Below are 24950 nucleotides of genomic sequence, written 5' to 3' on the forward strand. Positions count from 1 at the left end.
TGTTATGTGTTACATCTTATTATCGTTAATTTCTTTTGTAATCTTATTTATGTCTTTGTCTAATCGATCTAAATAGAAAAACCACAGTAAACTTATGAACACGTAATAGATGGCCATCACGCCAAGATTATCAGATATATTTTCGAATGTGGATTTAGTAGTGAAAAAAGCTCCCCAAATGATAGAAATAGTGAGGTAAGAAAGTGGGCCTACGAGGTGTACGAAAGCATATAGTACCTTTTTAACTTTTACAGCGTTCATATGAAAAACCTCCTTTTTCTAATCATACATTCAAGTTCTTCACAGAAGTGTTGTAGTTTTGCTGGATTATGTATTAACAAGCGTGCATCGTGTTTCCCGATAAATCTTCGAATCCGAAAGTTTAATAAGAAAGATCGACCATAACGCTCTATTAAATCGTTGAACGCTGGTTGTTCACTTAGTAGCTGAATGTTTTCTCTAATTTCGAACTGTCTTTCGTGTGGATCGCCTAGTAAAATATTTAGAATCATTTGTAGAAGTAGCAATGTAGATCCCCTCCTATGTTAGAATAATCTGTATATTATAATTATAACAAAACTATAAGGACAATAGTAGGATGAAACAAAAAACAGGAGTTTGTAGGCTCCTGTTTTTGTCGATACTATTTTAATAAGCGAAGCGCCTTCTCCGTATTAGCGAAATGCAGTTTCACAAACTCGGGTAATCGTTCTTTACCAAGCTTTTGAATTAATTTAGCAGCAGCGATATCAACTTGTTTACCAGCACCTTTCGGAAGTGGCATACCAGCTTTTTTACTTAGTTCGTCAAACTGTTTTACGAATGAGTAGCGAGCTAAAATAGAAGCAGCGGCTACTGCTAAATGGACGCTTTCACCTTTTGTAGCGAAATAAACATTTTCACGCTGTACCTGTTTTTGTTTTGCTAAATATTTATAGTATGTATCAGGTTGTGTGAATTGATCAATTAAGACGCCTTCAGGTTTTGTAGGTGCCATTTTCGCTAATAAGTTTGTAATAGCTTTATTATGTAGCAAGGCTTTTAACTTACCTTGGTTGTTGCCTTTATCAAATAGCTCGTTATATTTTTCATTATGAAGGACAAGAGAGCTGTAAGGAACAACGTGTAGAAGTTGTTTCGCAATGGCAGTAATTTGATCGTCATTTAAGTTTTTAGAGTCTTTTACACCAAGTTCTTTTAGTAGTGGAATTTGCTTCGCATCCACATATACAGCAACGACTGTCATCGGTCCAAAGAAATCACCAGTACCAACTTCATCAGACCCTACAATAGACATTGTACTGATGGAAGTAGGCGGCGCATAACGATGGGAATCGACAGATTTTTTTACAGCTGTTTTCGGCGCGTGAGAGACAGTTTGCCAACGAGAAGCTTCTGCTTCAGCGCGGCCTCCTTGGAACATTACTTTTCCAGATTTATACGCTGTAATCGTGCAAGATGGCACCTTAGCCATAAAGATACCGCCTTGCGGAATTTTCGGGCTAAGCGAATGTTTATATTGTTGTTTCATGTCTTCAATTACTGTAGAATTTGTTTGAATTACGATAGAATTTGACATAATGGTCGCCCCTTTTTTTATATTGTTATTTTTATCATATCGGATTGTTCTTTCTGTTTCCATATTATGAAGGTTCATGGTATGATAAACTTTAGGATTCTGTACGTGATTGGAGGCCGGTGAGTTGTCACAACAAAAGGGAAAGAAAAGTCGAATTAATGTAGAAATCTATGGTCAGCAATATTCAGTTGTTGGCGATGAAAGTACAAGTCATATCCGCATGGTAGCAGCGATTGTGGATGATAAAATGCGCGAACTCAATGCCAAGAATCCTTCGCTTGACACGAGTAGACTAGCGGTATTGACGGCGGTAAACGTCATACACGATTACATAAAATTAAAAGAAGAACATGAGAAATTGAAAGAAAGTATGACAAAAAAAGGAATGGAATAACATGATTGATATTATTATCATTTTACTGCTTGTTATGGGATTTTTCCTCGGCTTACGCAGAGGGTTTATTCTGCAACTTGTAAAGTTAACAAGCTTTATTATCGCATACCTTGTTGCATACTGGTACTGTAAAGATTTAGCGCCAGCACTTGCGAAATTTATTCCGTATCCATTTGATAAAAACGTATCTGTTCCAGAATGGATTGATGCAAATAATATTGAGACAGTATTTTATCAAGCGCTTGCGTTTATCATATTGTTTATTATTACAAAAATAGCACTTTCATTACTTGGTAATTTGTTAAATATGTTTGCAGAAATACCGGTTTTAAAGCAAGTAAATGCGTTTGCGGGGGCAATCCTCGGATTTTTAGAAGTATATATTGTTTTGTTTGTCTTAATTATCATTGGAAACATTCTTCCGATTGAACAAGTACAAACACCATTACAAAAATCATCAATTAGCAAAATAATTGTAGACGATACACCGATTCTATCTGAAAAGGTGAAGGAACTATGGCAGACAGGTAGCAGAGTATAACTTCTCTTTTTTCGGAAAGAGAAGTTTTTTTCTATGAAAGAAAGGCGGGGTAATGATGAAAGTAAATAAAAAACAAGTTATCAAATTATTAGAGACAATCGGGCTTTTTATGGAACTAAAGGGTGCGAATCCATTTAAAATATCTGCATTTCGTAAAGCGGCAGCAGCATTAGAAAGTGACGATCGTAGTCTTTCTGAGATTGAAGACTTCACAAAGATTCCGGGCATCGGAAAAGGAACAGCAGCCGTTATTCAAGAATATATAGAATCGGGAACATCTGAAGTATTACAAGAACTTGAAAAAGAAGTACCGAGTAGCTTATTGCCGTTATTAAAACTACCAGGTCTTGGTGGTAAAAAGGTGGCTAAGTTATATAAAGAGCTAGGCGTTATTGATATGGAGACGTTAAAAGCTGCTTGTGAGGAAAATAAAGTACAAGCTTTAGCTGGTTTCGGTAAGAAGACAGAAGAGAAAATATTAGAAGCAATCGATCAAGTAGGCTCTCGTCCAGAGCGTTTACCAATTGCGATGGTATTGCCTATTGCCGGGGAAATAGAGGAGAAATTGTCGAATATTGCTGAAGTAATTCGTTTCTCTCGCGCTGGTAGTTTGCGCCGTGTTCGTGAAACAGTGAAAGATTTAGATTTTATCATTGCAACGACAGAACCAGCAGCGGTACGTGAGCATTTACTACAATTCGATAATATGATTGAGGTAATCGCAAGTGGGGATACGAAAGTTTCTGTTCGTCTTCAATATGAATATGATATTTCAATCGATTTCCGCTTAGTAAAACCAGAAGAGTTTATTACAACACTTCACCATTTCACAGGATCAAAAGACCATAACGTAAAAATGCGTCAAATCGCAAAAGATAAAGGCGAGAAAATTAGTGAGTACGGTGTAGAGAACTTAGAAACAGGTGAAGTGAAAACATTTGAGACTGAAGAAGACTTCTTTGCTCATTTCGGTCTACCATTTATTCCGCCAGAAGTGCGTGAAGATGGAAAAGAAATTGAATTAATTAAAGAGTATCCGAACTTAATTCAGTTTTCCGATATACAAGGTGATTTACATATGCATACAACTTGGAGTGACGGTGCTTTTTCTATTGAAGAAATGGTACAAGCGTGCCGTGCTCGTGGATATAAGTTTATGGCGATTACTGATCACTCGCAATACTTAAAAGTAGCGAATGGTTTAACGAAAGAGCGTCTTCGTGAGCAAGCGAAAGAAATTGAACGTATGAATGAAAAGTATCCAGACATTACAATTTTACGCGGAATTGAAATGGACATTTTACCAGATGCCTCGCTTGATTTTGATGATGAAGTATTAGAAGAATTAGACTATGTCATTGGAGCGATTCACTCTAGCTTCTCACAAGACCGTGAAACGATCATGAAGCGTCTGCGTACTGCACTTGAGAATAAACATGTCACAATGATTGCTCATCCGACAGGACGTCTTCTCGGGCGCCGTGAGGGTTATGATGTAGATACAGATTTATTAATTGAACTCGCAAAAGAGACAAATACAGTTTTAGAATTAAATGCGAATCCGAACCGTCTAGATTTAAGCGCGAAATTATTAAAACAAGCACAAGATGCTGGTGTAAAAGTAGCGATTAATACAGATGCTCATACACTTGAAATGTTGGAAGATATGGAAACAGGTGTAGCAGCAGCACGTAAAGGTTGGATTCAAAAAGATAACGTGATTAACACATGGGATATTGAACGTTTATTAGACTATATTAAACGTAATAAGTAACGCAAGGGGGACCTGCAACATGTTAGAAAGAACGTTGCGTGTATTAGAATACAATAAAGTAAAAGAACAATTACTTGAACATACAGCCTCTTCACTTGGCCGTGACAAAGTGAAGCATTTAGTGCCGAGCACTGATTTTGAAGAAATTGTAGAAATGCAAGATACAACGGATGAAGCAGCGAAAGTTATTCGTTTAAAAGGTAGTGCACCATTAGGTGGTATTACGGATATTCGCTCAAATGTGAAGCGTGCAAAAATTGGGAGTATGTTAAGTCCAAATGAATTACTTGATATTGCGAATACGATGTATGGTAGCCGTAATATGAAACGTTTCATTGAAGATATGGCTGATAACGGTGTCGAGCTTCCGATTTTAGAAACTCACGTCGCTCAAATTGTATCTTTATATGATTTAGAAAAGAAAATTACAAATTGTATCGGTGACGGTGGTGAAGTAGTCGATAGCGCAAGTGATAAACTGCGTGGTATTCGTACTCAAATTCGTACTGCGGAAAGCCGTATTCGTGAAAAATTAGAAAATATGACGCGCTCTTCAAATGCGCAAAAGATGCTGTCTGACTCGATTGTAACGATTCGTAACGAACGTTACGTAATCCCAGTAAAACAAGAATACCGCGGCGTATATGGTGGTATTGTTCACGATCAATCAGCTTCTGGACAAACGTTATTTATTGAACCGCAAGTCATTGTAGAATTAAATAACGCACTGCAAGAAGCTCGTGTGAAAGAGAAACAAGAAGTCGAACGCATCTTATTGATGTTAACAGAAGAAGTGGCAGTAGAAGCCGATATCGTTTTATCAAATGTAGAAGTAGTTGCGAATCTTGATTTCATTTTTGCGAAAGCTTTTTATGCAAAGCGAATTAAAGCAACGAAACCAATCGTAAATAACGAGCGTTATATGGATTTAAGACAAGCTCGCCATCCGCTAATCGATCCAGAAATTATTGTGCCAAATAACATTATGTTAGGTAAAGATTTCACGACAATTGTTATTACAGGACCGAATACAGGTGGTAAAACAGTTACGCTGAAAACAGTTGGTATTTGTGTTTTAATGGCGCAATCTGGTCTTCACATTCCAGTAATGGATGAGTCAGAGATTTGTGTGTTTAAAAATATATTTGCTGATATCGGTGATGAGCAATCCATTGAACAAAGTTTAAGTACGTTCTCCTCACATATGGTGAACATCGTTGATATTTTAGAAAAAGCTGATTTTGAAAGCTTAGTTTTATTCGATGAATTAGGTGCTGGAACAGACCCACAAGAAGGTGCTGCACTAGCAATTTCGATTTTAGATGAAGTATGTAATCGCGGTGCTCGCGTTGTTGCAACGACGCATTATCCAGAATTAAAAGCATACGGATATAACCGTGAGCAAGTTATTAATGCGAGTGTTGAGTTTGATGTAAATACATTAAGTCCAACTTATAAATTATTAATCGGTGTACCAGGCCGTAGTAATGCCTTTGAAATTTCGAAACGTCTTGGATTATCTGATCGCGTTATTGACCAAGCACGCAACCACATTAGTACAGATACGAATAAAATTGAAAATATGATTGCGAAGTTAGAAGAAAGCCAGAAGAACGCAGAGCGTGACTGGAACGAAGCAGAAGCACTTCGCAAACAATCTGAAAAACTTCATCGTGAATTACAACGTCAAATCATTGAATTTAACGAAGATCGCGATGAACGATTATTAAAAGCGCAAAAAGAAGGGGAAGAAAAAGTCGAAGCCGCAAAGAAAGAAGCAGAAGGCATTATTCAAGAACTTCGTCAATTGCGTAAAGCACAGCTTGCAAACGTGAAAGATCACGAGTTAATTGAAGCGAAGAGCCGTCTAGAAGGCGCAGCACCAGAGCTTGTTAAGAAACAAAAAGTAAACGTGAAAAACACTGCGCCGAAGCAACAGTTACGTGCAGGTGATGAAGTAAAAGTATTAACGTTCGGTCAAAAAGGTCAATTACTTGAAAAAGTAAGTGATACTGAGTGGAGCGTACAAATCGGTATTCTGAAGATGAAAGTAAAAGAATCTAACATGGAATACATTAACACACCGAAGCAAACAGAGAAAAAAGCAGTTGCAACGGTAAAAGGTAGAGACTATCACGTTTCATTAGAACTTGACCTTCGTGGTGAACGATTTGAAAATGCAATGGCGCGCGTTGAGAAATACTTAGACGATGCCCAGCTTGCAAGCTATCCTCGCGTATCAATTATTCACGGTAAGGGGACAGGAGCACTTCGCCAAGGTGTACAAGATTACTTGAAGAAGCATCGTGGTGTAAAAACCTTCCGTTACGGTGACATGGGCGAGGGAGGCCTAGGCGTAACAGTTGTCGAATTAAAATAGAAAACAACGAAACAAAGGGGAAACCATTATATGTTTATGGACAAACTTGCAAAAGTATTGTTAGCTTGTTGCGGAATATTTTTGGTGATTGGGGTTATTTATTTAGTTGTTTTTGCGAAGTGAAAAAGCGTCAATCGTGGCAGAATGATATTGCCATAGATTGACGCTTTTAATATATGTGAAAAGGAATAGAACATGAAAATCAACCAATACATAAGCGAAGCAAAATCATGCTCCAGACGTGAAACAGATCGCCTCATTAAAGCTGGACGCGTGGCTATTAATGGCGAAATATGTACGCACGGTGAACTTGTGAGCGATGGTGATGTTGTAACGATTGATGGGCAAGTTATTGTAAAAGAAGAGAAAGAAAAGGTGTACATAGCCTTTCATAAACCAGTCGGAATTACTTGTACAGCAGCTGATCATATTGAAGATAATATTATTGATTATATCAATTATCCAGAGCGAATCTTTCCAGTTGGACGATTAGATAAAGCATCGGAAGGACTTATCTTATTAACGAATGACGGCGGCATTGCGAATCGAATTTTACATGGTGATCATGAGCACGAGAAGGAATATGTTGTCACAGTCGATAAACCTTTTACGGACTGGTTTATTGATGAGATGTCCAGCGGTGTAAAGATTAAAGATGGAATGACGAAGCCGTGCAAAGTGACAAGAGTCGATCAATCAACATTTCGTATTGTTTTAACGCAAGGAATGAACAGGCAAATTCGTAGAATGAGTCGAGCTTTCGGGTTTACTGTAATAAAGCTAAAGCGAGTACGCATTATGAATATAGAGCTAAATGAGCTTGAAGTTGGAAAGTGGCGGAGCGTTACAGCTGAAGAGTTAGAAATTTTAATAGGGCAGTTATAGGGAGGGGAAATTTTCTCCCTATATTTTTTTGTCAGAAAAAATAAAACTATTGATTTTTTAAAAAATAGCCCATATAATAAAAAACAACAAGTTTCGACAAGATATTTTATAAAAGTAATGATGAGGACATGAGTTGTATTTTACGATTCTCAGAGAGGGAAGCCTTAGGCTGTGAGCTTCCTAATACGAAAAGACAAGCTTACCACCTCTAAACTTCAAGAGTGAACTGCATACATGATGCATTGTAATTCTTGGCGGATAAAACCGTTATCAATTTACACGAGCTATAAAATGAGCTTATTTCGTTATAAATTCATTTTATTAGAATAAGGGTGGAACCACGATTTCAACACTCGTCCCTTTGTTAGGGACGGGTGTTTTTTGCGTTCTTTTATGGGGAAGTATGCTTGAAAGAGGATATGTGACGGATTTTTATTCAGAATATTTTGTTAATTCATTATTTTAGGAGGTTAGTAGAAATGAAATCATCTTTAAAGTTTTCAGAGATGTTTGCAATAAGTTTAATGTTATTTGCACTGTTTTTTGGTGCAGGTAATATGATTTTTCCACCAGCGTTAGGGCAAGGTGCTGGAACGGACGTATGGATCGCGCTGTTTGGTTTTATCGTAACAGGCGTTGGACTACCTTTATTAGGAGTAATTGTTATAGCTTTAAAGGGAGATATTAATGAGCTAGCAGGACGTGTACATCCTATATTCGCACTTGTTTTTATCACTGCAATTTATTTATGTTTAGGCGTATTCGTAAGTGTGCCGCGTACAGGAACAGTAGCTTATGAGATGAGTGTTGCACCGTTTTTACCAAGTGAGATAGCTGGTCAGTCATATCCACTTGTTATCTTTACACTTATTTTCTTTGCAGTCACTTTCTATTTAGCTTTAAATCCTTCGAAATTAGTGGGTCGTATTGGTAAGGTGCTAACTCCAATATTATTAGCTGTTATTGCAATTATCGTAGGTAAAGCACTTATTACACCAATTGGAGAATTTGGTGCACCAACAGAAGCGTATAGTGCTCCTCTCTTCAAAGGATTTATTGATGGATATTTAACTTTAGATGGACTTGCAGCACTGGTATTCGGAAATGTTGTAATTCATGCGTTAAAAGAAAAAGGCATTACAAATAAAAACAGTATTGCAAAAGTAACAATCTTTGCAGGATTTATTGCAGCGCTTGGTCTACTACTTGTGTATTTAGCACTTGCTTATCTTGGAGCTTCTAGTGTGTCACTTGGAATGGGTGCAAACGGAGGAATTATTTTAACAAATGTCGTGAATCATTTATTTGGTAGCTACGGAACTTTATTATTAGGGATCGCAATTACAGCAGCATGTTTAACAACTTCTGTAGGTATTGTTGCAGCTTGTGGTGATTACTTCTCTTCCTTATTACCAAAGCTTTCTTATCAAAAAGTCGTTTTCATTTTCTGTGTATTAGCATTTATGGTAGCAAACCTTGGGTTAACTCAGTTAAATGCATTAGCATTACCAATCTTAATCGCAATTTATCCAATTGGAATCGTACTTATCGTATTATCACTTGTTGAAAACTACGTTCGTCTTCCATTAGCGATGTATGTGGGCGGGATTGTAGGAGCATTTGCAATAAGTTTCTTTGATGGATTACACAATGCAAACCTTCAAATTGCAGCGCTAGCACCTATTTTAGATAAGATTCCATTATATAGTGTAGGAATTGGTTGGTTAGTTCCAGGCATAATCGGTATAGGATTTGGTTATATAGTTTCTAAGTTTCAAAAGCAGGAAATTGCTGTAGAGAAATAGAGAAAAGAGACTTTCTATAATAGAAAGTCTCTTTTTTGTAAAAAAAGCCGCATATAGAGAAATTCAGATATTAAAAATTTTATACGTAATATAGTTGACAAAAAATTTATGAGTAGGCTAAGATTGACTTAGTTGTGGAAATATTGGAAGGGAAGTGAGGAAAAAGGGGTTTCTATAACTATAGTGTTGTTATGGGAAGAGGTGAAAGAAGAGGAGAAGAGATAGTTTATTTTTTTTGATTTGCATTGAGAATGATAATCAATAAATGCGTTTTATCATTTTTTCTCAGTTTCTATGCCTTCGTATAAGGAATAGGGTGAGATATTATTTTTAATATTCAATGAGAATGATAATCAATAATACTTATGTTACATAAAAGAATGCTAATTAAATAATAGGTAGAAGAGATTATTTTTTTTCTTATAAATTGAGAATAATTATCATTTTCAAAAAAGTGAAATGAAAGATAACCAAGGAGGAAACAAGAAAAATGAAAAAGGTTTCTGTATTACCTGCTTTTATTATAACGTTCGTATGTATGTTAGCTTTTCTTGTAATGCCATACGGGAATGTATCAGCAAAACTAGCTGATGGTACTTACGATATTAATTACGTAATTCAAAAAGCGGAAAATGATTCAGCTTCAATGGCAAATGACTATTTTGAAAAGCCGGCAAAATTAATAGTGAAAAACGGTGAGATGAGAGTACAAGTTCCGATGAATCATAGTGCTTGGATTACAGAATTTAAAGCACCAGAGAACGGGAATTTTGTTGATGCGAAAGTTGTTAGTAAAGATGAATCGGCAGATAAAAGAACAGTAGAGTTTAAAGTAGATGATTTATCTAAACCGGCAGCTGTAAAAATTCATGTTGTTGTACCAAATGCAAACTATGACCACCACTACACAATTCGTTTTGCATTTGATGCAAATGTAAAAGCTGTAGGTGGCGATAACGGCGTAGCTGCTACAAAAAAAAATAATGATCAAGCGAAAACAGATACACATGTAAAAGAAGAGAAAACAAAAGTAGAGAGTAAGGAAACAGCTAAAGAAGTGAACAAAGAAACAAAAAATGAAAATGGAAAAGCTGAAAAAACAGATAACCCAAAAACAGGCGATGAAGCACGTATTGGATTGTTTGCAGCGTTAATTCTTATTTCAGGTGCTTTCTTAATTCGTAAAGTGAAGTTGAGTAAATAAATCTTTTGAAGGGTGATGAATATATGTTTAAACAATTTAAAATGATTATTGCCGTATTTGCTGTTTTATTTACGTTTATCGCAACACTAGGTTTACAAGATGCAAAGGCTGCTACAAAACTAGCTGATGGAAAATATAATATTGCTTTTACTGTATGGAAAGGCGATAAAGATGAATCGTCTAGAATGAATAGTTATTTTGAAAGCCCAGCAACATTAACAGTTAAAAATGGAAAACAATACGTTTCATTTAAAGTGAAAGATAGTGCTTCTATTAAAAGTTTCCAAGTAGAAAAAGATGGTCAATTTGTAGAAACAACCGTGTTAAGTGAAAACAAAAAAGATAATACTAGAGTAGTAGAATTTGAAGTTGCTGACTTGTCAAAAAAACTAAATGGAAAGGTGAAAATTAATATTCCAATTATTAATTATAATGCTTCGTATGATATTCGCTTTGTATTTGATGGGAGCAGTATTAAATAATTTTCAAAAGGGAGAGTCGTTCCATTGAACAGGTATACAAAAATTATTGTTGCTATGTTTTTAATGATATTTACATTCGTATCAACATTACAACCACTTGCAGTTCAAGCAGCTACCAAGTTGGCTGACGGTGAATATTCAATTGGCTTCAAAGTTTTAAAAGATACATCAGATGAAGAATCGATGATGAATCAATATTCAGTAAGTCCGGGAACTTTAAAAGTGAAGGATGGGAAAAAGAAAGTATCCTTTACATTAACTAATAGTTCATGGATTACGAAGTTTGAAACAGAAAAAGCAGGTAAGCTAGTTGCGACAAATGTAATTAGTGAAGATAAAGAAAAAGATACAAGAGTAGTAGAATTTGATGTAGAAGATGTAGAGAAGGTATTAAATGCAAAAGTAAAAGTAGATATTGATTTTTTAAATTATCATCATGAGTACGACGTTCGTATTGCATTTGATCAAAATAGTATTACACCAATTCATGTGGAACAACCAAATGAAAAAGAGGACCCAGCTAATAAGCCAGATCCAAATGAAAAACCGGATCCAAGTCAGAAGCCCGACCAAAAGCCTGACCCAGATCAACAACCAAATTCTAACACAATTACAGATGGTGCGTACAGCATTCCATTTAAAGTGTTAAAAGATCAAACAGATGAAGAATCTAAGATGAATACTTACATGGTAAATCCAGGAGTATTAAAAGTAGAAAACGGTAAGAAAAAAGCAATTGTAACATTAAAAAGTAGCTCATTAATTAAAAATTTTCAAACGGAAAAAGATGGCACATTTGTTGATGCAAAAGTAGTAAGTGAGGATACGGAAAAAGATACAAGAGTAGTAGAGTTTGAAGTAAACGATTTATCTAAAAAACTAAATACAAAAGTATTTATCGAAATGGCATCAAGAAATTATAAGCAAACGCATGATGTACAACTTTTATTTGAACAAGATAAACTTGAACAAATTAAAAATGAAGAGAAACAACCAGAAGTAGAAAAACCAGAAGCAGAAAAACCAGAAGTAGAAAAACCAGAAGCAGAAAAACCAGAAGCAGAAAAACCGGAAGCAGAAAAACCGGAAGCAGAAAAACCGGAAGTAGAAAAACCAGATGCTGAAACAATTAAAGATGGTGAATACAGCATCAATTTCAAAGCATTAAAAGATCAAACAGACGAAATTTCAATGATGAACACATATACAAAAAGTCCAGGTGTGCTAAAAGTAAAAGATGGTAAGAAGTATGTATCATTTACGTTAACGAACAGTTCTTGGATTACAAAATTTGAATTTGAGAAAAATGGTTCGTTTGTTGATGCACATGTAATAAGTGAAGATAAAAAAGCTGATACACGCGTAGTGGAAGTAGAAGTACCAGATTTATCAAAAAAGTTAAATGCAAAAGTAAAAGTAGATATCGATTCAATGAATTATCACCATTTTTACGATATTCAATTTGCATTTGATAAAGGTAGCATTAAGCCGTTAGATAGCCAAGGCGGAAACGACAACCAAGGTGGAAACGACAACCAAGGTGGAAACGACAACCAAGGTGGAAACGACAACCAAGGTGGAAACGACAACCAAGGTGGAAACAACAACCAAGATGAAAATAATAAACCGAGAGTAATAGTTGATTCGAAAAATTTAGTAGATGGCCAATATGATATTACATTTAAAGTATTAAAAGATAAAACAGATGAGATTTCAAAGATGCATGACTATGTTGTAAATCCAGCGAAATTAATCGTAAAAGATGGTAAAAAATATATTGAGATGACGCTGAAAAATAGTGCGTGGATTACGAAATTCCAAGCGGAAAACAATGAACTATTCGCTGATGCAAAAGTAGTAAGCGAAGATAAAAATGCAAATACGCGAGTAGTACAGTTTGAAGTAGAAGATCTATTTAAAAAATTAAACGCAAAAGTAAAGGTAGACATCGATGAGATGAACTACCATCATTTTTACAATGTACAAATTCAATTTGATACAAATAATATCGGTGCGTTAGGAACTATTAAAGAGGAACCGAAAAATGAACCGAAAAATCCAGTGACTACACCGAAAGTAGATAATGTAAAAACATTAGGTACTCCTGATTTTAATCGAAATGCAGATGGTCACAAGAAAAAAGAAGATACAAAAAATGATTCGAAAAAAGAGAAAAACTCAAAAACTGCAGATACAGCACAACTTGGTTTATACATGGTGTTACTGCTAGGTTCACTTGCTTTACTAGTTCGTAAATATAGAGCAGGTAGATTGTAATTTTTGGAGTCTTGATGCATGTTCGCGTGCATCAAGACTTGTTTCATATTGTATGGAAAGGAGTGGTGATTGAGAGTGAAGAAAATTGCAAGTGTACTAATGGCTATCATTTTGTTAATGAGTATAGCCGGGTGCTCATCACCAAAAAAAGAATCAGCAAAGCAGGTAAAGAGTGAAAGTAAAGAGCGCGTCGTTGCAACAACAGTGGCTGTTACTGAAATTATGGATGCGTTAGAAGTAGATTTAGTCGGCGTTCCAACAAGTTCTAAAACTTTACCGAAGCGATATAAAGGTTTACCTGAAGTTGGGAATCCAATGAGTCCAGATATGGAAAAGGTAAAGTCATTAAAGCTTTCAGAAGTGTTATCTGTGACAACACTTGAATATGAATTAAAGCCAGTTTTTGATGGTGTGGGTATGAAAGCAAACTTTTTAGATTTAACGAGTTTGAAAAATATGCAAAGTTCTATTAGCGATTTAGGTAAGAAATATGGGCGTGAAAAACAGGCCGAAGCAGTAGTAACTAAATTAGATAAAAAGGTTGCTAGCATTCAAAAAGAAGTAAAAGGAAAGAAAGAACCGACAGTGCTTATTTTATTAGGTGTGCCAGGAAGTTATTTAGTAGCAACAGAGCATTCTTATATTGGAGATTTAGTGAAACAACTAGGTGGTAAAAATATTGTGCAAGGTGAACAAGTAGAATATTTAGCTTCTAATACAGAGTATTTAAAGAAAGCTGATCCAGATATTATTTTACGAGCAGCTCATGGTATGCCTGATGAAGTTGTAAAAATGTTTGATAAAGAATTTAAAACAAATGATATTTGGAAACACTTTGCTGCGGTTAAAAATAACCGTGTTTACGATTTAGAAGAGCGTTTATTTGGAACGACAGGTAATTTAGCAGCAATTGAAGCATTAGATGAATTGAAAAAAATGATGTATCCGTGATGCATTTTAATATAAAGGAAGAGTAGAATGAATAAAAAAACTTGGAGTTTCCTCATTGTTACTGCATTGCTTATTGTTATGACATCATTGTCAGCGATGAAAGGTAGTTTAGAAGTAGGTATTGTTGAACTTGTACAAGGGATATTTACAGGTGGAAATGAAGATGTTGAAGTCATTAAAGATTTACGTTTTCCGCGTATTATTATTGCGTTGTTCACTGGAGCGGCTCTCGCTGTTTCAGGTGTGCTTTTTCAAGCTGTTATGAAAAATCCACTCGCTGATGCTGGGGTAATCGGTATATCTTCAGGAGCAAGTTTTATGACACTCGTTATTATTACGTTGTTCCCGCAATTCTTTTTCTGGACACCCGTATTCGCCTTTTTAGGTGGTGCGCTTGCATGTTATCTCGTTTATTCGTTTTCATGGAAATCAGGATTAAGCCCGCTTCGCATTATTTTAATTGGTATTGCCATTAATGCAATGTTTACTGGATTAAATGAATCATTCGTTACGATTTGTGGATATTTTATTAAGAGTATTAAGCAAACGACGACTTCTAACATAACAATGAAGACGTGGGGCGATGTAGAAATAATGGTGACTTATGGAACGATTGGTCTTATTCTTGCTCTGTTCGTAGGAGCTTGGTGTAACTTATTATCGCTACAAGATAAGACTGCGAAAAACTTAGGCTTGCACGTGACGAGAGTTCGTCTTATTATTTCTGCCATTGCAGTACTCTTAGCGGCAGTATCAACAGCGCTTGCAGGTGTTATTGCTTTTGTAGGATTACTAGTTCCGCATATTTCAAGACAATTAGTCGGTTCAGACCATAAAGTATTAATTCCATTTTCTGCTCTTGCAGGGGCGTTATTAATTTTGACGGCAGATACGATTGGAAGGTTAATTGTGCCACCTAACGAAATTCCAGCAGCAACAATTATGGCGGTTATTGGTGGTCCATTCTTAATATTCTTGCTTAGAAAGAGTGATAAAGTTCATGGAAATTAAAAATGTAACCTTTTCATACGATAACGTAACAAATCGATTAAAGTCTGTTAGTAGTGAAATAGAAATTGGGAAAATTACAACAATCATTGGACCGAATGGATGTGGGAAATCAACATTACTTAGTGTCATGTCTAGAAACCACGCTCCTAGCAGTGGAGAAGTAATACTTGATGGGAAAGCGATTAGTGAATATAAACCGAAAGAGTTTGCTAGAAAACTAGCGGTTGTCCATCAACAAAATGAGGCTCCAGCAGATATTACAGTGGAAAAGCTAATAAGCTTCGGGCGTATGCCATATAAAAATATATTCTCTCCGCAAACAGATGAAGATAGAGAAGCGATTGAGCGTGCGCTAGTATGTACGAATTTACAAAGTAAGCGTGATAAGCCAATTTATGCTTTATCTGGTGGAGAGAGGCAGCGAGTTTGGATCGCAATGACATTAGCTCAAAATACACCAATGCTCTTCTTAGATGAGCCGACCACATATTTAGATATTTACTATCAGCTAGAAATATTAGAGTTAGTGAAAGAGTTAAATGAAGTGCATGGACTAACGATTGTAATGGTATTACATGATATTAATCAAGCCATTCGTTATAGCGACCATATTATCGTTATGAAAGATGGAGAAATCATTACGAAAGGTAATCCTAATGATGTAATAACAGAAGAAATGGTTAAAGCAATATATGGTGTAGATGTCATTGTAAAGCAGGATGAAGATACCGGATTGTACATGGTACCTATGGGAATCTAAAGGCTGAGCATAATCCGTTTTGAGGTGATAATTTGAATAGTAAGAAAGGACGGAAAAAGAATTCTTTTTTTCAACGCATACTTACAATTGTGTTTTTAGGAATCTTTTTCTATTCAATGTACGAGTTGGGCGGGATTTTCATGGATTATTATGAAAATCGTAAAGTAATGGCTGAGGCACAACATATTTATAAAAGAAGTCCAATGGAAGAAAAATCAGAAGATGGAGAGGTACGTAAACAGTTTCAGGATCTCCAGAAAATTAATCCAGAGATAGTCGGATGGATTACGATGGATGATACACAAATTAATTATCCAATCGTTCAAGCAAAAGATAATGATTACTATTTATTTCGTAATTATAAAGGTGAAGATATGAGAGCGGGAAGCATTTTTATGGACCATCGTAATGATGTGAAATCTCAAAATCGAAATACGATTTTATATGGCCATCGTATGAAAGACGGTTCTATGTTTGGTAGTTTAAAAAAGATGTTGGATGAAGACTTTTTTATGTCTCATCGTAAATTATATTACGATACATTATTTGAAGGATACGACGTGGAAGTTTTTTCAGTATACACGACAACAACGGACTTTTATTACATTGAAACGGATTTTGAAAATGATGCAGCATATACATCGTTCTTAAAGGAAATTCAAGAAAAATCACTGTACAAAACGGATACGGAATTGACGGCTAATGATGAAATCGTAACACTTTCTACTTGTGACTATGCGCTTGATCCAGAGGCTGGAAGGCTAGTTGTACACGCAAAATTAATAAAAAGAAATTAAAGAAAAAAGTATAGAATATGAGAAGTGATAGATAACGCTTCTCATATTCTATACTTTAAAAAAGGACTGTTTTTACTGTGCTGCAGCCATTGGCATACGTACAACTTTTACATCATAGTAAGCAATTTTATTATCAAGAATATATTCTGGCATTCCGCCTTGATGTGAGTGAGCATCTTTAAATGCAGCGCTCTTTGTCCAACCTTGGAAATCTTCTTTTGCATTCCAGCGAGTGCTAATTGTAACTTCATCATAATCAACTGTATTTTGCGTTAAAAGAACTTCTAGACCTAAAAAGCCTGGCATCGTTTCAACTTTACCTACTTTATTAAAACGCTCAATTAATTTATGTCCATTTCCCTTTGTAATTTTAGCTGTATTTGTAACGATAATCATGTTTATTCCTCCTATAAATATAGCCTTTATTTTCGAGAACTCATATACATTAAATGATAATGAAAATCATTATCATTGTCAATGCTAAATGTGAAATATAAAAGTTTTTTATATTATATTGGACAGTAAGATTTCCAGTTCAAAATGTAGTAAATATGTGGCAGTTAAGCGAGAGAATGAGCGAGTTGTACTAGCAAAGCAATAATATGGTATAGTGAAACGAGGCTGTTTTTTCAGTCTCGTTTTTTAAATGCTTCCTGTAGAGAAAGCATGCAAATGGAAAGGAAGTTATTATATGCGATCAGAAGTAACTGTAAAAATAAAACCGAAATTTATAAAAGAAATTAAAAGTGGATATCCGCTTATTTTAAAAGATGCGATTCAAAATTTAAATGATGTTCGTGAAGAAGGAACAATCATTAAAGTAGTAGATGAGAAGAACCAATTTATCGGAAAAGGCTATTATGGAAAACAAAATAAAGGATACGGCTGGATTTTAACGAGAAAAGAGAGTGAACAAATTAATCAATCTTTCTTTGAAAGTAAAATCAAATCTGCCTTACATAAACGAAAGCAATTTTACAAATCAAGTGATACGACAGCATTCCGCGCCCTAAACGGTGAAGGTGATGGTCTTGGAGGACTAATTATCGATTATTATGATGGCTACTACGTAGTAAGTTGGTATAGTGAAGGGATTTACACTTTCAGAGACGAGATTATAGCCGCTCTTCAAAAAGTAGCAAACTTTAAAGGTATTTATGAGAAAAAGCGTTTTGATACGAAAGGGAAATATATTGAGGGGGATGATTTCGTAGCAGGAGAGCGCGGCGAGTTCCCACTTATCGTAAAAGAGAACGGTGTAAACTTTGCGGTTTATTTAAATGATGGGGCAATGGTTGGGGTATTTTTAGATCAACGTAACGTTCGAAAACAAATTCGTGATAAATATGCAAAAGGAAGAACAGTGTTAAATATGTTCTCTTATACAGGTGCTTTCTCTGTATTTGCAGCTCTTGGCGGAGCGAGTAAAACGACGAGTGTTGACCTTGCAAATCGTAGTTTAAGTAAAACGATTGAGCAGTTTAGTGTAAATGAAGTTGATTATGAAGCGCAAGATATTATTGTAGAAGATGTATTTCTTTACTTCAAATATGCAGCGAAGAAAAAAATGAAATTTGATATGGTCGTACTTGATCCTCCAAGCTTTGCACGCTCAAAAAAATATACATTTAGTGCAGCAAAAGATTATAAAAATTTATTAAAAGAAACAATTGCTATTACAGAAAATAACGGTATTATCGTTGCTTCTACAAACTGTAGCGCATTCGATATGAAAAAGTTTAAAGGCTTTATCGATACAGCCTTTAAAGAAATGAATGGCAAATATAAAATATTAGAAGAACATTCTTTACCAGAAGATTTCCGTACCATTGATCAATTTAAAGAAGGAGACTACTTAAAAGTAGTTTTCATCGAGAAAATTAAAGGTTAATAAAGAAAAGGAGCTCGAGTTTACTTGAGCTCCTTTTCTTATTGAACGATATTTTGTACTCTACCGACTTGCCCGTCCTGCAATCGCACTTTAATGCCATGCGGATGGGAAGGGGAGTTTGTTAAAATATCTTTTACAATTCCACGTGTTAATTTGCCTGTTCGTTGATCTTGTTTTAATACAATATCAACTTCAAGACCGGGGGCGATATCAGAACGTTTTTGTCCGTTCATTTATACACCTGTACGTCTACGTTGGTTGTTTGTTTTCTTTGTTTGTTGGTTTTGTAATTTTTTTGTTTCTTGGCTTTGATTTTTTGCATTTTGACCATTTCCATTTCCTTGCTTTTTCTTAGCAAGTTGTTCACGCATTAAATCAGCTAAGCTTACTTTTTTGTTTTCTGACATGATAAGTCTCCTTTATATAAAGTTAATTATGAACAATCGTAGTGAATTTCATCATATCATTGTTAAGGAAGGAAGGGAAGTTGGTTTGAAAATTCATATAATTGTTTCCAGTCTGTAGTAGTTACGATACAATTGGATTGTTAACGTTTGTAAAAAGGGGATAGACATATGTCACATCATATTTTATTAGTTGAAGATGATATCTCAATTCAAGAGATGGTGGAAAAGTATTTAATAAAGGAAGGCTTTCAAGTTACGATTGCGTCTGATGGAGAAGAAGGCGTGAACACATATTTAAAAGGTTCATTTGATTTGATTATCCTTGACATTATGATGCCAAAGCTAGATGGCTTAGAGGTTGTACGAATCATTCGAGAAAAAAGTGCAGTTCCGATTTTAATGATGTCGGCAAAAGATACAGATGTTGATAAAGCTGTTGGATTAGGACTTGGAGCAGATGATTACATTTGTAAGCCATTTTCTATGATTGAATTGGCTGCACGTGTAAAAGCAGGTATTCGGAGGTCTACGAAATACTCGGCTACAGAAACAATAGAAAAAATGATTCAAATTGGTGATTTAACAATTGATCCAATTAATTTTACTGTAGAAAAAAACGGGAAGCCTCTCAAACTTACTTTAAAAGAATTTGAGATTTTAAAGCTATTTGTAAAGAACCAAAATCGTGTATTTACGAAAGCGCAAATATATACGTTAGTTTGGAATGAAGAGTATTACGGTGACGATAACGTTATTAATGTTCATATGAGAAGATTGCGTGAGAAAATCGAAAGTGATCCATCTAATCCAGAATATATTAAAACGCTATGGGGCATCGGCTATAAGCTGGAAGTGATGTAATATGATCAATTTGTTAATAGGTATTATTTTTATATTGTTATGTGTTATTTATATGCAATATAAAATGAGAAAAAATAGTAGTAAAAATTTACGATACACATATGAAAAGTTAGAAAGTATTGTAAATGAAAAAACAGGCGAGACGTTACTCGTTATGACAGATGATCTAGAATTGCAAAAATTATTAGTGGCAATTAATCAATTATTAGATGCAAAACAGAAAACGAATGCAGATCATGCAAAAGTAGAAATTTCGATGAGAAAAATGCTTTCAAATATTTCGCATGACTTGAAAACACCACTAACAGTTATTCTTGGATATACAGAAATGTTAAATAAGGATAAAACGATAAATAAAGAAGAACAACAAATATTACTTGAGAAAGTGCATACGAAAACACTAGAAGTGATGGAATTAATTCATAAGTTTTTTGATTTAGCGAAATTAGAATCTGGTGACAAAGCAATTGAAATGAAAAAAGTAAATATGAATGAAGTTTGCCGCGAGAAGATTTTATCATTTTATGATTTAGTGACGACGAAAGGTTTTCAGGTTCATATTGATATACCAGAAAGAAATATATATGCACTTGGAAATGTAGAAGTATTAGGTAGGGTATTGAATAATTTAATATCAAATGCAATTACATATGGAGACGATGGAAAGGCACTCGGTATGACGTTAAGAGATGATGACACGGGCGTGTATATAGATGTATGGGATAAAGGAAAAGGGATTGATGAATCTCATATTGATAAAGTGTTTGAGCGTATGTACACACTTGAAGATTCAAGAAATAGATTGTACCAAGGAAGCGGTCTAGGATTAACGATTACGAAACGGCTTGTGGAAGCGATGGACGGAAAAATTCATCTTTCTAGTAAACCGTATGAAAAAACAATTTTTACAATTGCATTAACAAAGATACAGTTTTAGCTTGTAGAGCAGTAGATTCTACAAGCTTTTTTTCAGCGTAAGGAATTTGTAAGAAACGGGTAAGAAAAAAGAGATTTCCGTTGTCTATTATAGAAATATAGAGTATTGCGAAAGGGGAAAGTAACATGACATATATATTAAAAACAAACCAGTTAACGAAAGTGTTTAAAGGGAAAGAAGTTATTTCCGGTGTTAACATGCATGTGAAAAAAGGAGAAATTTACGGTTTTTTAGGACCAAACGGTGCTGGTAAAACAACGATTATGAAAATGATTACAAATTTAATAAAACCGACGAGTGGTGATATTGAAATCTTCGGTGAGAAATTAACAGATACATCTTATGAAGTATTAAAAAGAATGGGGACAATTATTGAATACCCAATCTTTTATGATAAATTAACGGCGAAAGAAAACTTAGACCTACATTGTGAATACATGGGCTACTACGATAAAAATGCAATTGACCATGCTTTACATTTAGTGAAACTACAAGGGGTAGATAATAAAAAAGTAAAAGATTTTTCATTAGGAATGAAACAACGACTCGGTATTGCAAGAGCAATCGTGACAAAGCCAGAATTGCTCATTTTAGATGAACCAATTAACGGTTTAGATCCAATTGGTATTAAAGAGTTACGAGACTTATTTAAAATGCTCTGCAAAGAATATGGCATTACATTATTAGTTTCTAGTCATATTTTAGGTGAAATGGAACTAATGGCCGATACAATTGGTGTGATTCAAAATGGAAAACTAATAAAAGAAGTTTCAATGAAGAGTATTAACGGAAAACAAACAGAGTACATTGAAATCACTGTTCCTGATGTGAAACGTGCAGCTTATATTTTAGAAGATAAACTTGGTATAAAAAACTACAAAATAATGAGTGGAACCATGATTCGTGTGTATGATACGTTAGCGTCTCAGCAGGCCATTTCAAAAGCACTTATTATGAACGATGTGGAAATTGAAAGTATTAATAAGAAACATAGTTCCTTAGAAGAATATTTCTTAAATGTAATGGATGGAGAAGGTATTCATGCTTAATGGACTATGGCTGAACCTGATAAGTGGATTTATCGTAATGCTAATAAGTGGAATTTTATATTATAGAAAACCAGAGCGGAAATGGTTGTTCATTGTACTAGTGATAGGAATGTTAAGCTTCGTTACTGCTGGAATTAGAATGTTAGCAGCGTAGAGACAGGTATATAAAGAATGGAGGCGTAATTTATATGTTTAAATTAATGAAGCTCGAATGGAAGAAACATAAATTATCTCGTTACTTTAAAAGTGTAGCAATTTGTATTATAGCAATTTTCGCTGCAGTAAGCCTTATGGCATTGGGAATGAAAGCCGAGGAAAACATGCTCTTCTCTGACTTCACACAGAACATGGCTGCAGCAAATATTTTTATTAGGATAACATTCATTATTTTTAGTTCGGTCATTTTATCACGTTTAGTAATTGATGAGTATAAGAACAAAACGATGCAATTATCGTTTATGTACCCGCTGCAAAGGAAAATGCTAATGAGGGCGAAATTAACAATTGTTTTTTGTTTTTGTTTTGTGAGTACCATTATCGCTACTTTTATTATTAGTTTACTCGTATATTTTGTGAGTCCCATGATGGGACTGATTGAAACGCCAGCTACGATGGGTGAAATAATAGCTATCGTTCCAGACACTTTTATAAGTGCATTTATGATATCTGGTATAAGTTTAATTCCTTTATTTTTTGGAATGAGAAAGAAATCGACACCGACAACGATTACTTCGGCAGTAATAATTGGTATGCTGATTAGTGGTAACGTTGGTCCTGGAAACGATCAAGTAAGTATGTTTGATTTTATAGCTATCCCAATCGTGCTCTGTTTATTAGGGATCTTCATTAGTTATTTATCGTTTCGTAAAATCGATAAGATTGATGTGGTGTGAAGCAAGCTTAAAACAACAACGAACTGGGGTATGAATGGTGAAAAAGATAATAGTAATTGCAATATTATTCATTACAATTGCTAGTGCGGTTTTTGGTTTTAAGGTGTTTCAGGGGGAAGGTTTTAAGAAAGAAAAGTCTTTTGAGATAAATAATATAAAAGAAATAGAAGTAGATAATGAAAACTGGAATCTTGAATTTAAAAGTACAGACGCTAATAAAATAGTAATTTCCGCTCAAGGTGAACAAGTAGATAAAGAGATAGATCCTGTCAAAATAGAAAATGATGAAAATAAAATTGTGATTAAACAAAAACAAAAGATGAACAGATTTTTTAATGGTTTCACGTTTAGGAAGAAAAATAGTATATCTATAGCTATTCCGAAGAAAGAAATAGATAAAATTGTATTAAATAATAAATCGGGTGATGTGAAAATAAGAGATATAGTAGTAAAAAATATCATGACAAAAGGCAAGTCTGGAGATGAAATGATTGTAGGACTATCAGCCGAGAAAGGTGAATTCATATCGCAAAGTGGAGAGTTAGTTTTAAAAGGTAGTTCAGTACAAGAATTAAATATAAAGTCTACGACTGGTGATAACTATATAACAAATGTAAGTAACTCAAATATGAACATCACTTCAACATCTGGGGAAGTATTGCTGAAAGATATGACAGAAGGAAAATCATTATTTATAGAAACAAAATCAGGGGATATTGGCGTACGGTATAAAGGTGTCCCGGCATCATTGAAGCTTATGGCTAAAAGTAATTCGGCTGACGTAATAGTAGATTTAAAAGGACTTAAGAAAGATAAAAATACAGAAAAAATAAAAGTAGGAACGATTGGTGATGCAAAAAATGAAGCGAAGATTTTAAGTGAAACAGGAGTCATTTATATTGATTAAATCTTAGGAGGAAGGAGGACACTATCATGCTACATTTAATGAAGCTAGAATTGAAAAAGTTTAAGCTTGGTTGGTACGTGAAGAGAGCAATTATTGCAAATATTGTTATACTGGCATTAATGATCTTTGTGAGCATCATTGCTCAAGTAGAAGGTGATGCAGAAATAAGGAATCCAGAGACGATATTGTTAATGGCTAGCACAATAGTAAGAGCAACGTTTATTGTTTTTGGTAGTGTATTAATCGCAAGGCTAATAATTGGTGAATATAAAAATAAAACAATACTACTTATGTTTTCTTACCCTATTAATCGGAAGAAAATGATGGCTAGTAAGTTGGCTATTGCAGCAATAGTAACATTTATAACAGTTATTGTATCTAACATTTTAGTAGTAGGAGTTTTCTTTGGTATAGATAGCTATTTTTCAATTCTTCCTAATTCATTTACAGTAGATCAATTGATGCAAGAAGGAATAAAACTAGTTCCTTTAGCCATTGCAACTGCGGGGATGAGTTTAATCCCATTATACTTCGGAATGCGTAAACGTTCCGTGCCAACTACAATTGTTTCATCTCTTATCGTTGTCACAATTGCAATGAATGGCAACCCAGAGTTTTCTACAGCAACTTTTCTTCCCCTTCAACTAGCACTCGCAGCAATTGGAGTTGTAATTGCGTATTACGGCATTAAAAATATAGAGAAGGAAGATATAACTGTATGATAAGAATATGTGAAAAAGAGTTGGCGTTACACCAACTCTTTTTTGTATATGTACGCTTCGTTACTACTCTGTAAATTTAGAGTGTGTGCTTAAATACTTTTGCACTTCTGGAGAAATGTTAAAGTTATTAGGACTTTTATATTCGATAGTAAACTCGCCGTCGGTACTTGTTTCAAAGGAGATTGCATAGCTATTCATTTTAGCATCGTAAGAAGTATTTTTGACTTCTGCATCTAGATTAAAATATTTTGTAATATACTCTTTTGAGTCCGTAATTGCTACTTGTTTTCCCCAAGGGGTACCATAATAGGTGAAATAAAGAGATACACTAATAACTCCAATAATAGAAGTTAGTAAAATAGTTCCCATAGCTATTTTTTTATTTTTTGTATTCAATTTGGTTACTCCTCTTCGTAATATGTATTCATTTTAACCTATCTTTT

28 protein-coding genes and 1 other annotated feature are annotated in these 24950 nt (G+C 34.7%); of the genes, 21 read left to right on the forward strand and 7 right to left on the reverse strand.

Going from position 1 to position 24950, the window contains the following annotated elements:
- Positions 1-9: 9 nt before the first annotated feature.
- The 3 genes from HMPREF1014_RS01675 to rnhC form a co-directional block, all read right to left on the reverse strand.
- Positions 10-261: a hypothetical protein gene (locus tag HMPREF1014_RS01675; protein ID WP_000994758.1), complete on the reverse strand. Its 252-nt coding sequence runs from the start codon at positions 259-261 to the stop codon at positions 10-12.
- Positions 258-527 carry a hypothetical protein gene (locus tag HMPREF1014_RS01680; protein ID WP_000925537.1) on the reverse strand — a complete coding sequence of 90 codons (270 nt, stop codon included), beginning with the start codon at positions 525-527 and terminating at the stop codon, positions 258-260. The genes HMPREF1014_RS01675 and HMPREF1014_RS01680 overlap by 4 nt, the downstream gene beginning before the upstream one ends.
- Positions 528-643: 116 nt before the next feature.
- Positions 644-1579 carry a ribonuclease HIII gene (gene rnhC / locus HMPREF1014_RS01685; protein ID WP_000071570.1) on the reverse strand — a complete coding sequence of 312 codons (936 nt, stop codon included), beginning with the start codon at positions 1577-1579 and terminating at the stop codon, positions 644-646.
- A 124-nt stretch (positions 1580-1703) separates the two neighbouring features.
- Here rnhC and zapA point away from each other — a divergent pair, with 124 nt between their 5' ends.
- From zapA to srtB, 13 genes are all read left to right on the forward strand, one after another.
- Positions 1704-1973 (forward strand): cell division protein ZapA, encoded by a 270-nt coding sequence (gene zapA / locus HMPREF1014_RS01690; RefSeq protein WP_000082701.1) that lies wholly within the window; start codon positions 1704-1706, stop codon positions 1971-1973.
- Position 1974: 1 nt separating this feature from the next.
- On the forward strand, positions 1975-2514 hold the full coding sequence (locus tag HMPREF1014_RS01695; protein ID WP_000565412.1) for a CvpA family protein: 540 nt from the start codon (positions 1975-1977) through the stop codon (positions 2512-2514).
- Between the two features lie 55 nt (positions 2515-2569).
- Positions 2570-4288 carry a DNA polymerase/3'-5' exonuclease PolX gene (gene polX / locus HMPREF1014_RS01700; RefSeq protein WP_000867517.1) on the forward strand — a complete coding sequence of 573 codons (1719 nt, stop codon included), beginning with the start codon at positions 2570-2572 and terminating at the stop codon, positions 4286-4288.
- 19 nt (positions 4289-4307) lie between these two features.
- Entirely contained in the window at positions 4308-6668 is a 2361-nt protein-coding gene (locus HMPREF1014_RS01705; protein WP_000893716.1) for an endonuclease MutS2, read from the forward strand.
- Between the two features lie 195 nt (positions 6669-6863).
- Positions 6864-7553: a 23S rRNA pseudouridine(2604) synthase RluF gene (locus HMPREF1014_RS01715; protein WP_000700746.1), complete on the forward strand. Its 690-nt coding sequence runs from the start codon at positions 6864-6866 to the stop codon at positions 7551-7553.
- A gap of 108 nt (positions 7554-7661) precedes the next feature.
- Positions 7662-7917 (forward strand) — a binding site (T-box leader).
- Positions 7918-8032: 115 nt separating this feature from the next.
- Complete coding sequence (brnQ6, locus tag HMPREF1014_RS01720; protein ID WP_000842650.1) at positions 8033-9358, forward strand: branched-chain amino acid transport system II carrier protein BrnQ6; 1326 nt, start codon at positions 8033-8035, stop codon at positions 9356-9358.
- Between the two features lie 490 nt (positions 9359-9848).
- Complete coding sequence (gene isdC, locus HMPREF1014_RS01725) at positions 9849-10562, forward strand: heme uptake protein IsdC (protein WP_000757960.1); 714 nt, start codon at positions 9849-9851, stop codon at positions 10560-10562.
- A gap of 23 nt (positions 10563-10585) precedes the next feature.
- Positions 10586-11044, forward strand: coding sequence for an NEAT domain-containing hemophore IsdX1 (isdX1, locus tag HMPREF1014_RS01730; RefSeq protein WP_000476165.1), 459 nt, complete (start codon positions 10586-10588; stop codon positions 11042-11044).
- A gap of 24 nt (positions 11045-11068) precedes the next feature.
- Positions 11069-13321 carry an NEAT domain-containing hemophore IsdX2 gene (isdX2, locus tag HMPREF1014_RS01735; RefSeq protein ID WP_001083213.1) on the forward strand — a complete coding sequence of 751 codons (2253 nt, stop codon included), beginning with the start codon at positions 11069-11071 and terminating at the stop codon, positions 13319-13321.
- 69 nt (positions 13322-13390) lie between these two features.
- Complete coding sequence (gene isdE / locus HMPREF1014_RS01740) at positions 13391-14272, forward strand: heme ABC transporter substrate-binding protein IsdE (RefSeq protein ID WP_009326413.1); 882 nt, start codon at positions 13391-13393, stop codon at positions 14270-14272.
- A gap of 27 nt (positions 14273-14299) precedes the next feature.
- The gene (locus tag HMPREF1014_RS01745; protein ID WP_001036849.1) at positions 14300-15283 is read left to right on the forward strand and encodes a FecCD family ABC transporter permease; all 984 of its coding nucleotides are present in this window, start codon (positions 14300-14302) and stop codon (positions 15281-15283) included.
- On the forward strand, positions 15273-16043 hold the full coding sequence (locus tag HMPREF1014_RS01750; RefSeq protein WP_000403761.1) for an ABC transporter ATP-binding protein: 771 nt from the start codon (positions 15273-15275) through the stop codon (positions 16041-16043). The genes HMPREF1014_RS01745 and HMPREF1014_RS01750 overlap by 11 nt, the downstream gene beginning before the upstream one ends.
- Before the next feature lie 32 nt (positions 16044-16075).
- Positions 16076-16840 carry a class B sortase gene (srtB, locus tag HMPREF1014_RS01755; RefSeq protein WP_001086121.1) on the forward strand — a complete coding sequence of 255 codons (765 nt, stop codon included), beginning with the start codon at positions 16076-16078 and terminating at the stop codon, positions 16838-16840.
- Between the two features lie 72 nt (positions 16841-16912).
- Here the strand turns inward: srtB and isdG are convergent, their stop codons facing one another.
- Entirely contained in the window at positions 16913-17236 is a 324-nt protein-coding gene (gene isdG, locus HMPREF1014_RS01760; RefSeq protein WP_000587818.1) for a heme oxygenase, read from the reverse strand.
- Positions 17237-17531: 295 nt separating this feature from the next.
- Here isdG and HMPREF1014_RS01765 point away from each other — a divergent pair, with 295 nt between their 5' ends.
- Positions 17532-18731: a class I SAM-dependent rRNA methyltransferase gene (locus tag HMPREF1014_RS01765; protein ID WP_001255970.1), complete on the forward strand. Its 1200-nt coding sequence runs from the start codon at positions 17532-17534 to the stop codon at positions 18729-18731.
- Positions 18732-18769: 38 nt separating this feature from the next.
- On the opposite strand, the gene HMPREF1014_RS01770 is transcribed toward HMPREF1014_RS01765, so the two are convergent.
- Together HMPREF1014_RS01770 and HMPREF1014_RS31460 are read right to left on the reverse strand one after the other, a co-directional pair.
- Positions 18770-18964, reverse strand: a complete 195-nt coding sequence (locus HMPREF1014_RS01770) for a YwbE family protein (protein ID WP_001014305.1) — start codon at positions 18962-18964, stop codon at positions 18770-18772.
- Complete coding sequence (locus tag HMPREF1014_RS31460; RefSeq protein ID WP_001293578.1) at positions 18965-19138, reverse strand: hypothetical protein; 174 nt, start codon at positions 19136-19138, stop codon at positions 18965-18967. It lies immediately after the preceding gene.
- Positions 19139-19306: 168 nt separating this feature from the next.
- Here HMPREF1014_RS31460 and HMPREF1014_RS01780 point away from each other — a divergent pair, with 168 nt between their 5' ends.
- From HMPREF1014_RS01780 to HMPREF1014_RS01810, 7 genes are all read left to right on the forward strand, one after another.
- Positions 19307-19999 (forward strand): response regulator transcription factor, encoded by a 693-nt coding sequence (locus HMPREF1014_RS01780; protein WP_000018029.1) that lies wholly within the window; start codon positions 19307-19309, stop codon positions 19997-19999.
- 1 nt (position 20000) lies between these two features.
- Positions 20001-20936, forward strand: a complete 936-nt coding sequence (locus tag HMPREF1014_RS01785; protein WP_000609138.1) for a HAMP domain-containing histidine kinase — start codon at positions 20001-20003, stop codon at positions 20934-20936.
- Between the two features lie 125 nt (positions 20937-21061).
- Positions 21062-21985, forward strand: coding sequence for an ABC transporter ATP-binding protein (locus HMPREF1014_RS01790; RefSeq protein WP_000221066.1), 924 nt, complete (start codon positions 21062-21064; stop codon positions 21983-21985).
- Positions 21978-22139, forward strand: coding sequence for a hypothetical protein (locus tag HMPREF1014_RS31465; protein ID WP_000931810.1), 162 nt, complete (start codon positions 21978-21980; stop codon positions 22137-22139). The genes HMPREF1014_RS01790 and HMPREF1014_RS31465 overlap by 8 nt, the downstream gene beginning before the upstream one ends.
- A gap of 34 nt (positions 22140-22173) precedes the next feature.
- Positions 22174-22878, forward strand: coding sequence for an ABC transporter permease (locus HMPREF1014_RS01800; protein WP_000475530.1), 705 nt, complete (start codon positions 22174-22176; stop codon positions 22876-22878).
- Between the two features lie 34 nt (positions 22879-22912).
- Positions 22913-23785 (forward strand): DUF4097 family beta strand repeat-containing protein, encoded by an 873-nt coding sequence (locus HMPREF1014_RS01805; RefSeq protein WP_000239288.1) that lies wholly within the window; start codon positions 22913-22915, stop codon positions 23783-23785.
- A 26-nt stretch (positions 23786-23811) separates the two neighbouring features.
- Positions 23812-24507 carry an ABC transporter permease gene (locus HMPREF1014_RS01810; RefSeq protein WP_000902924.1) on the forward strand — a complete coding sequence of 232 codons (696 nt, stop codon included), beginning with the start codon at positions 23812-23814 and terminating at the stop codon, positions 24505-24507.
- A 63-nt stretch (positions 24508-24570) separates the two neighbouring features.
- Here the strand turns inward: HMPREF1014_RS01810 and HMPREF1014_RS01815 are convergent, their stop codons facing one another.
- Positions 24571-24903, reverse strand: coding sequence for a YfjL-like protein (locus HMPREF1014_RS01815; protein ID WP_001093297.1), 333 nt, complete (start codon positions 24901-24903; stop codon positions 24571-24573).
- Positions 24904-24950: the final 47 nt, after the last annotated feature.

It is taken from the genome of Bacillus sp. 7_6_55CFAA_CT2 (genome assembly GCF_000238655.1).
GTDB classification, from domain to species: Bacteria; Bacillota; Bacilli; order Bacillales; family Bacillaceae_G; genus Bacillus_A; species Bacillus_A cereus.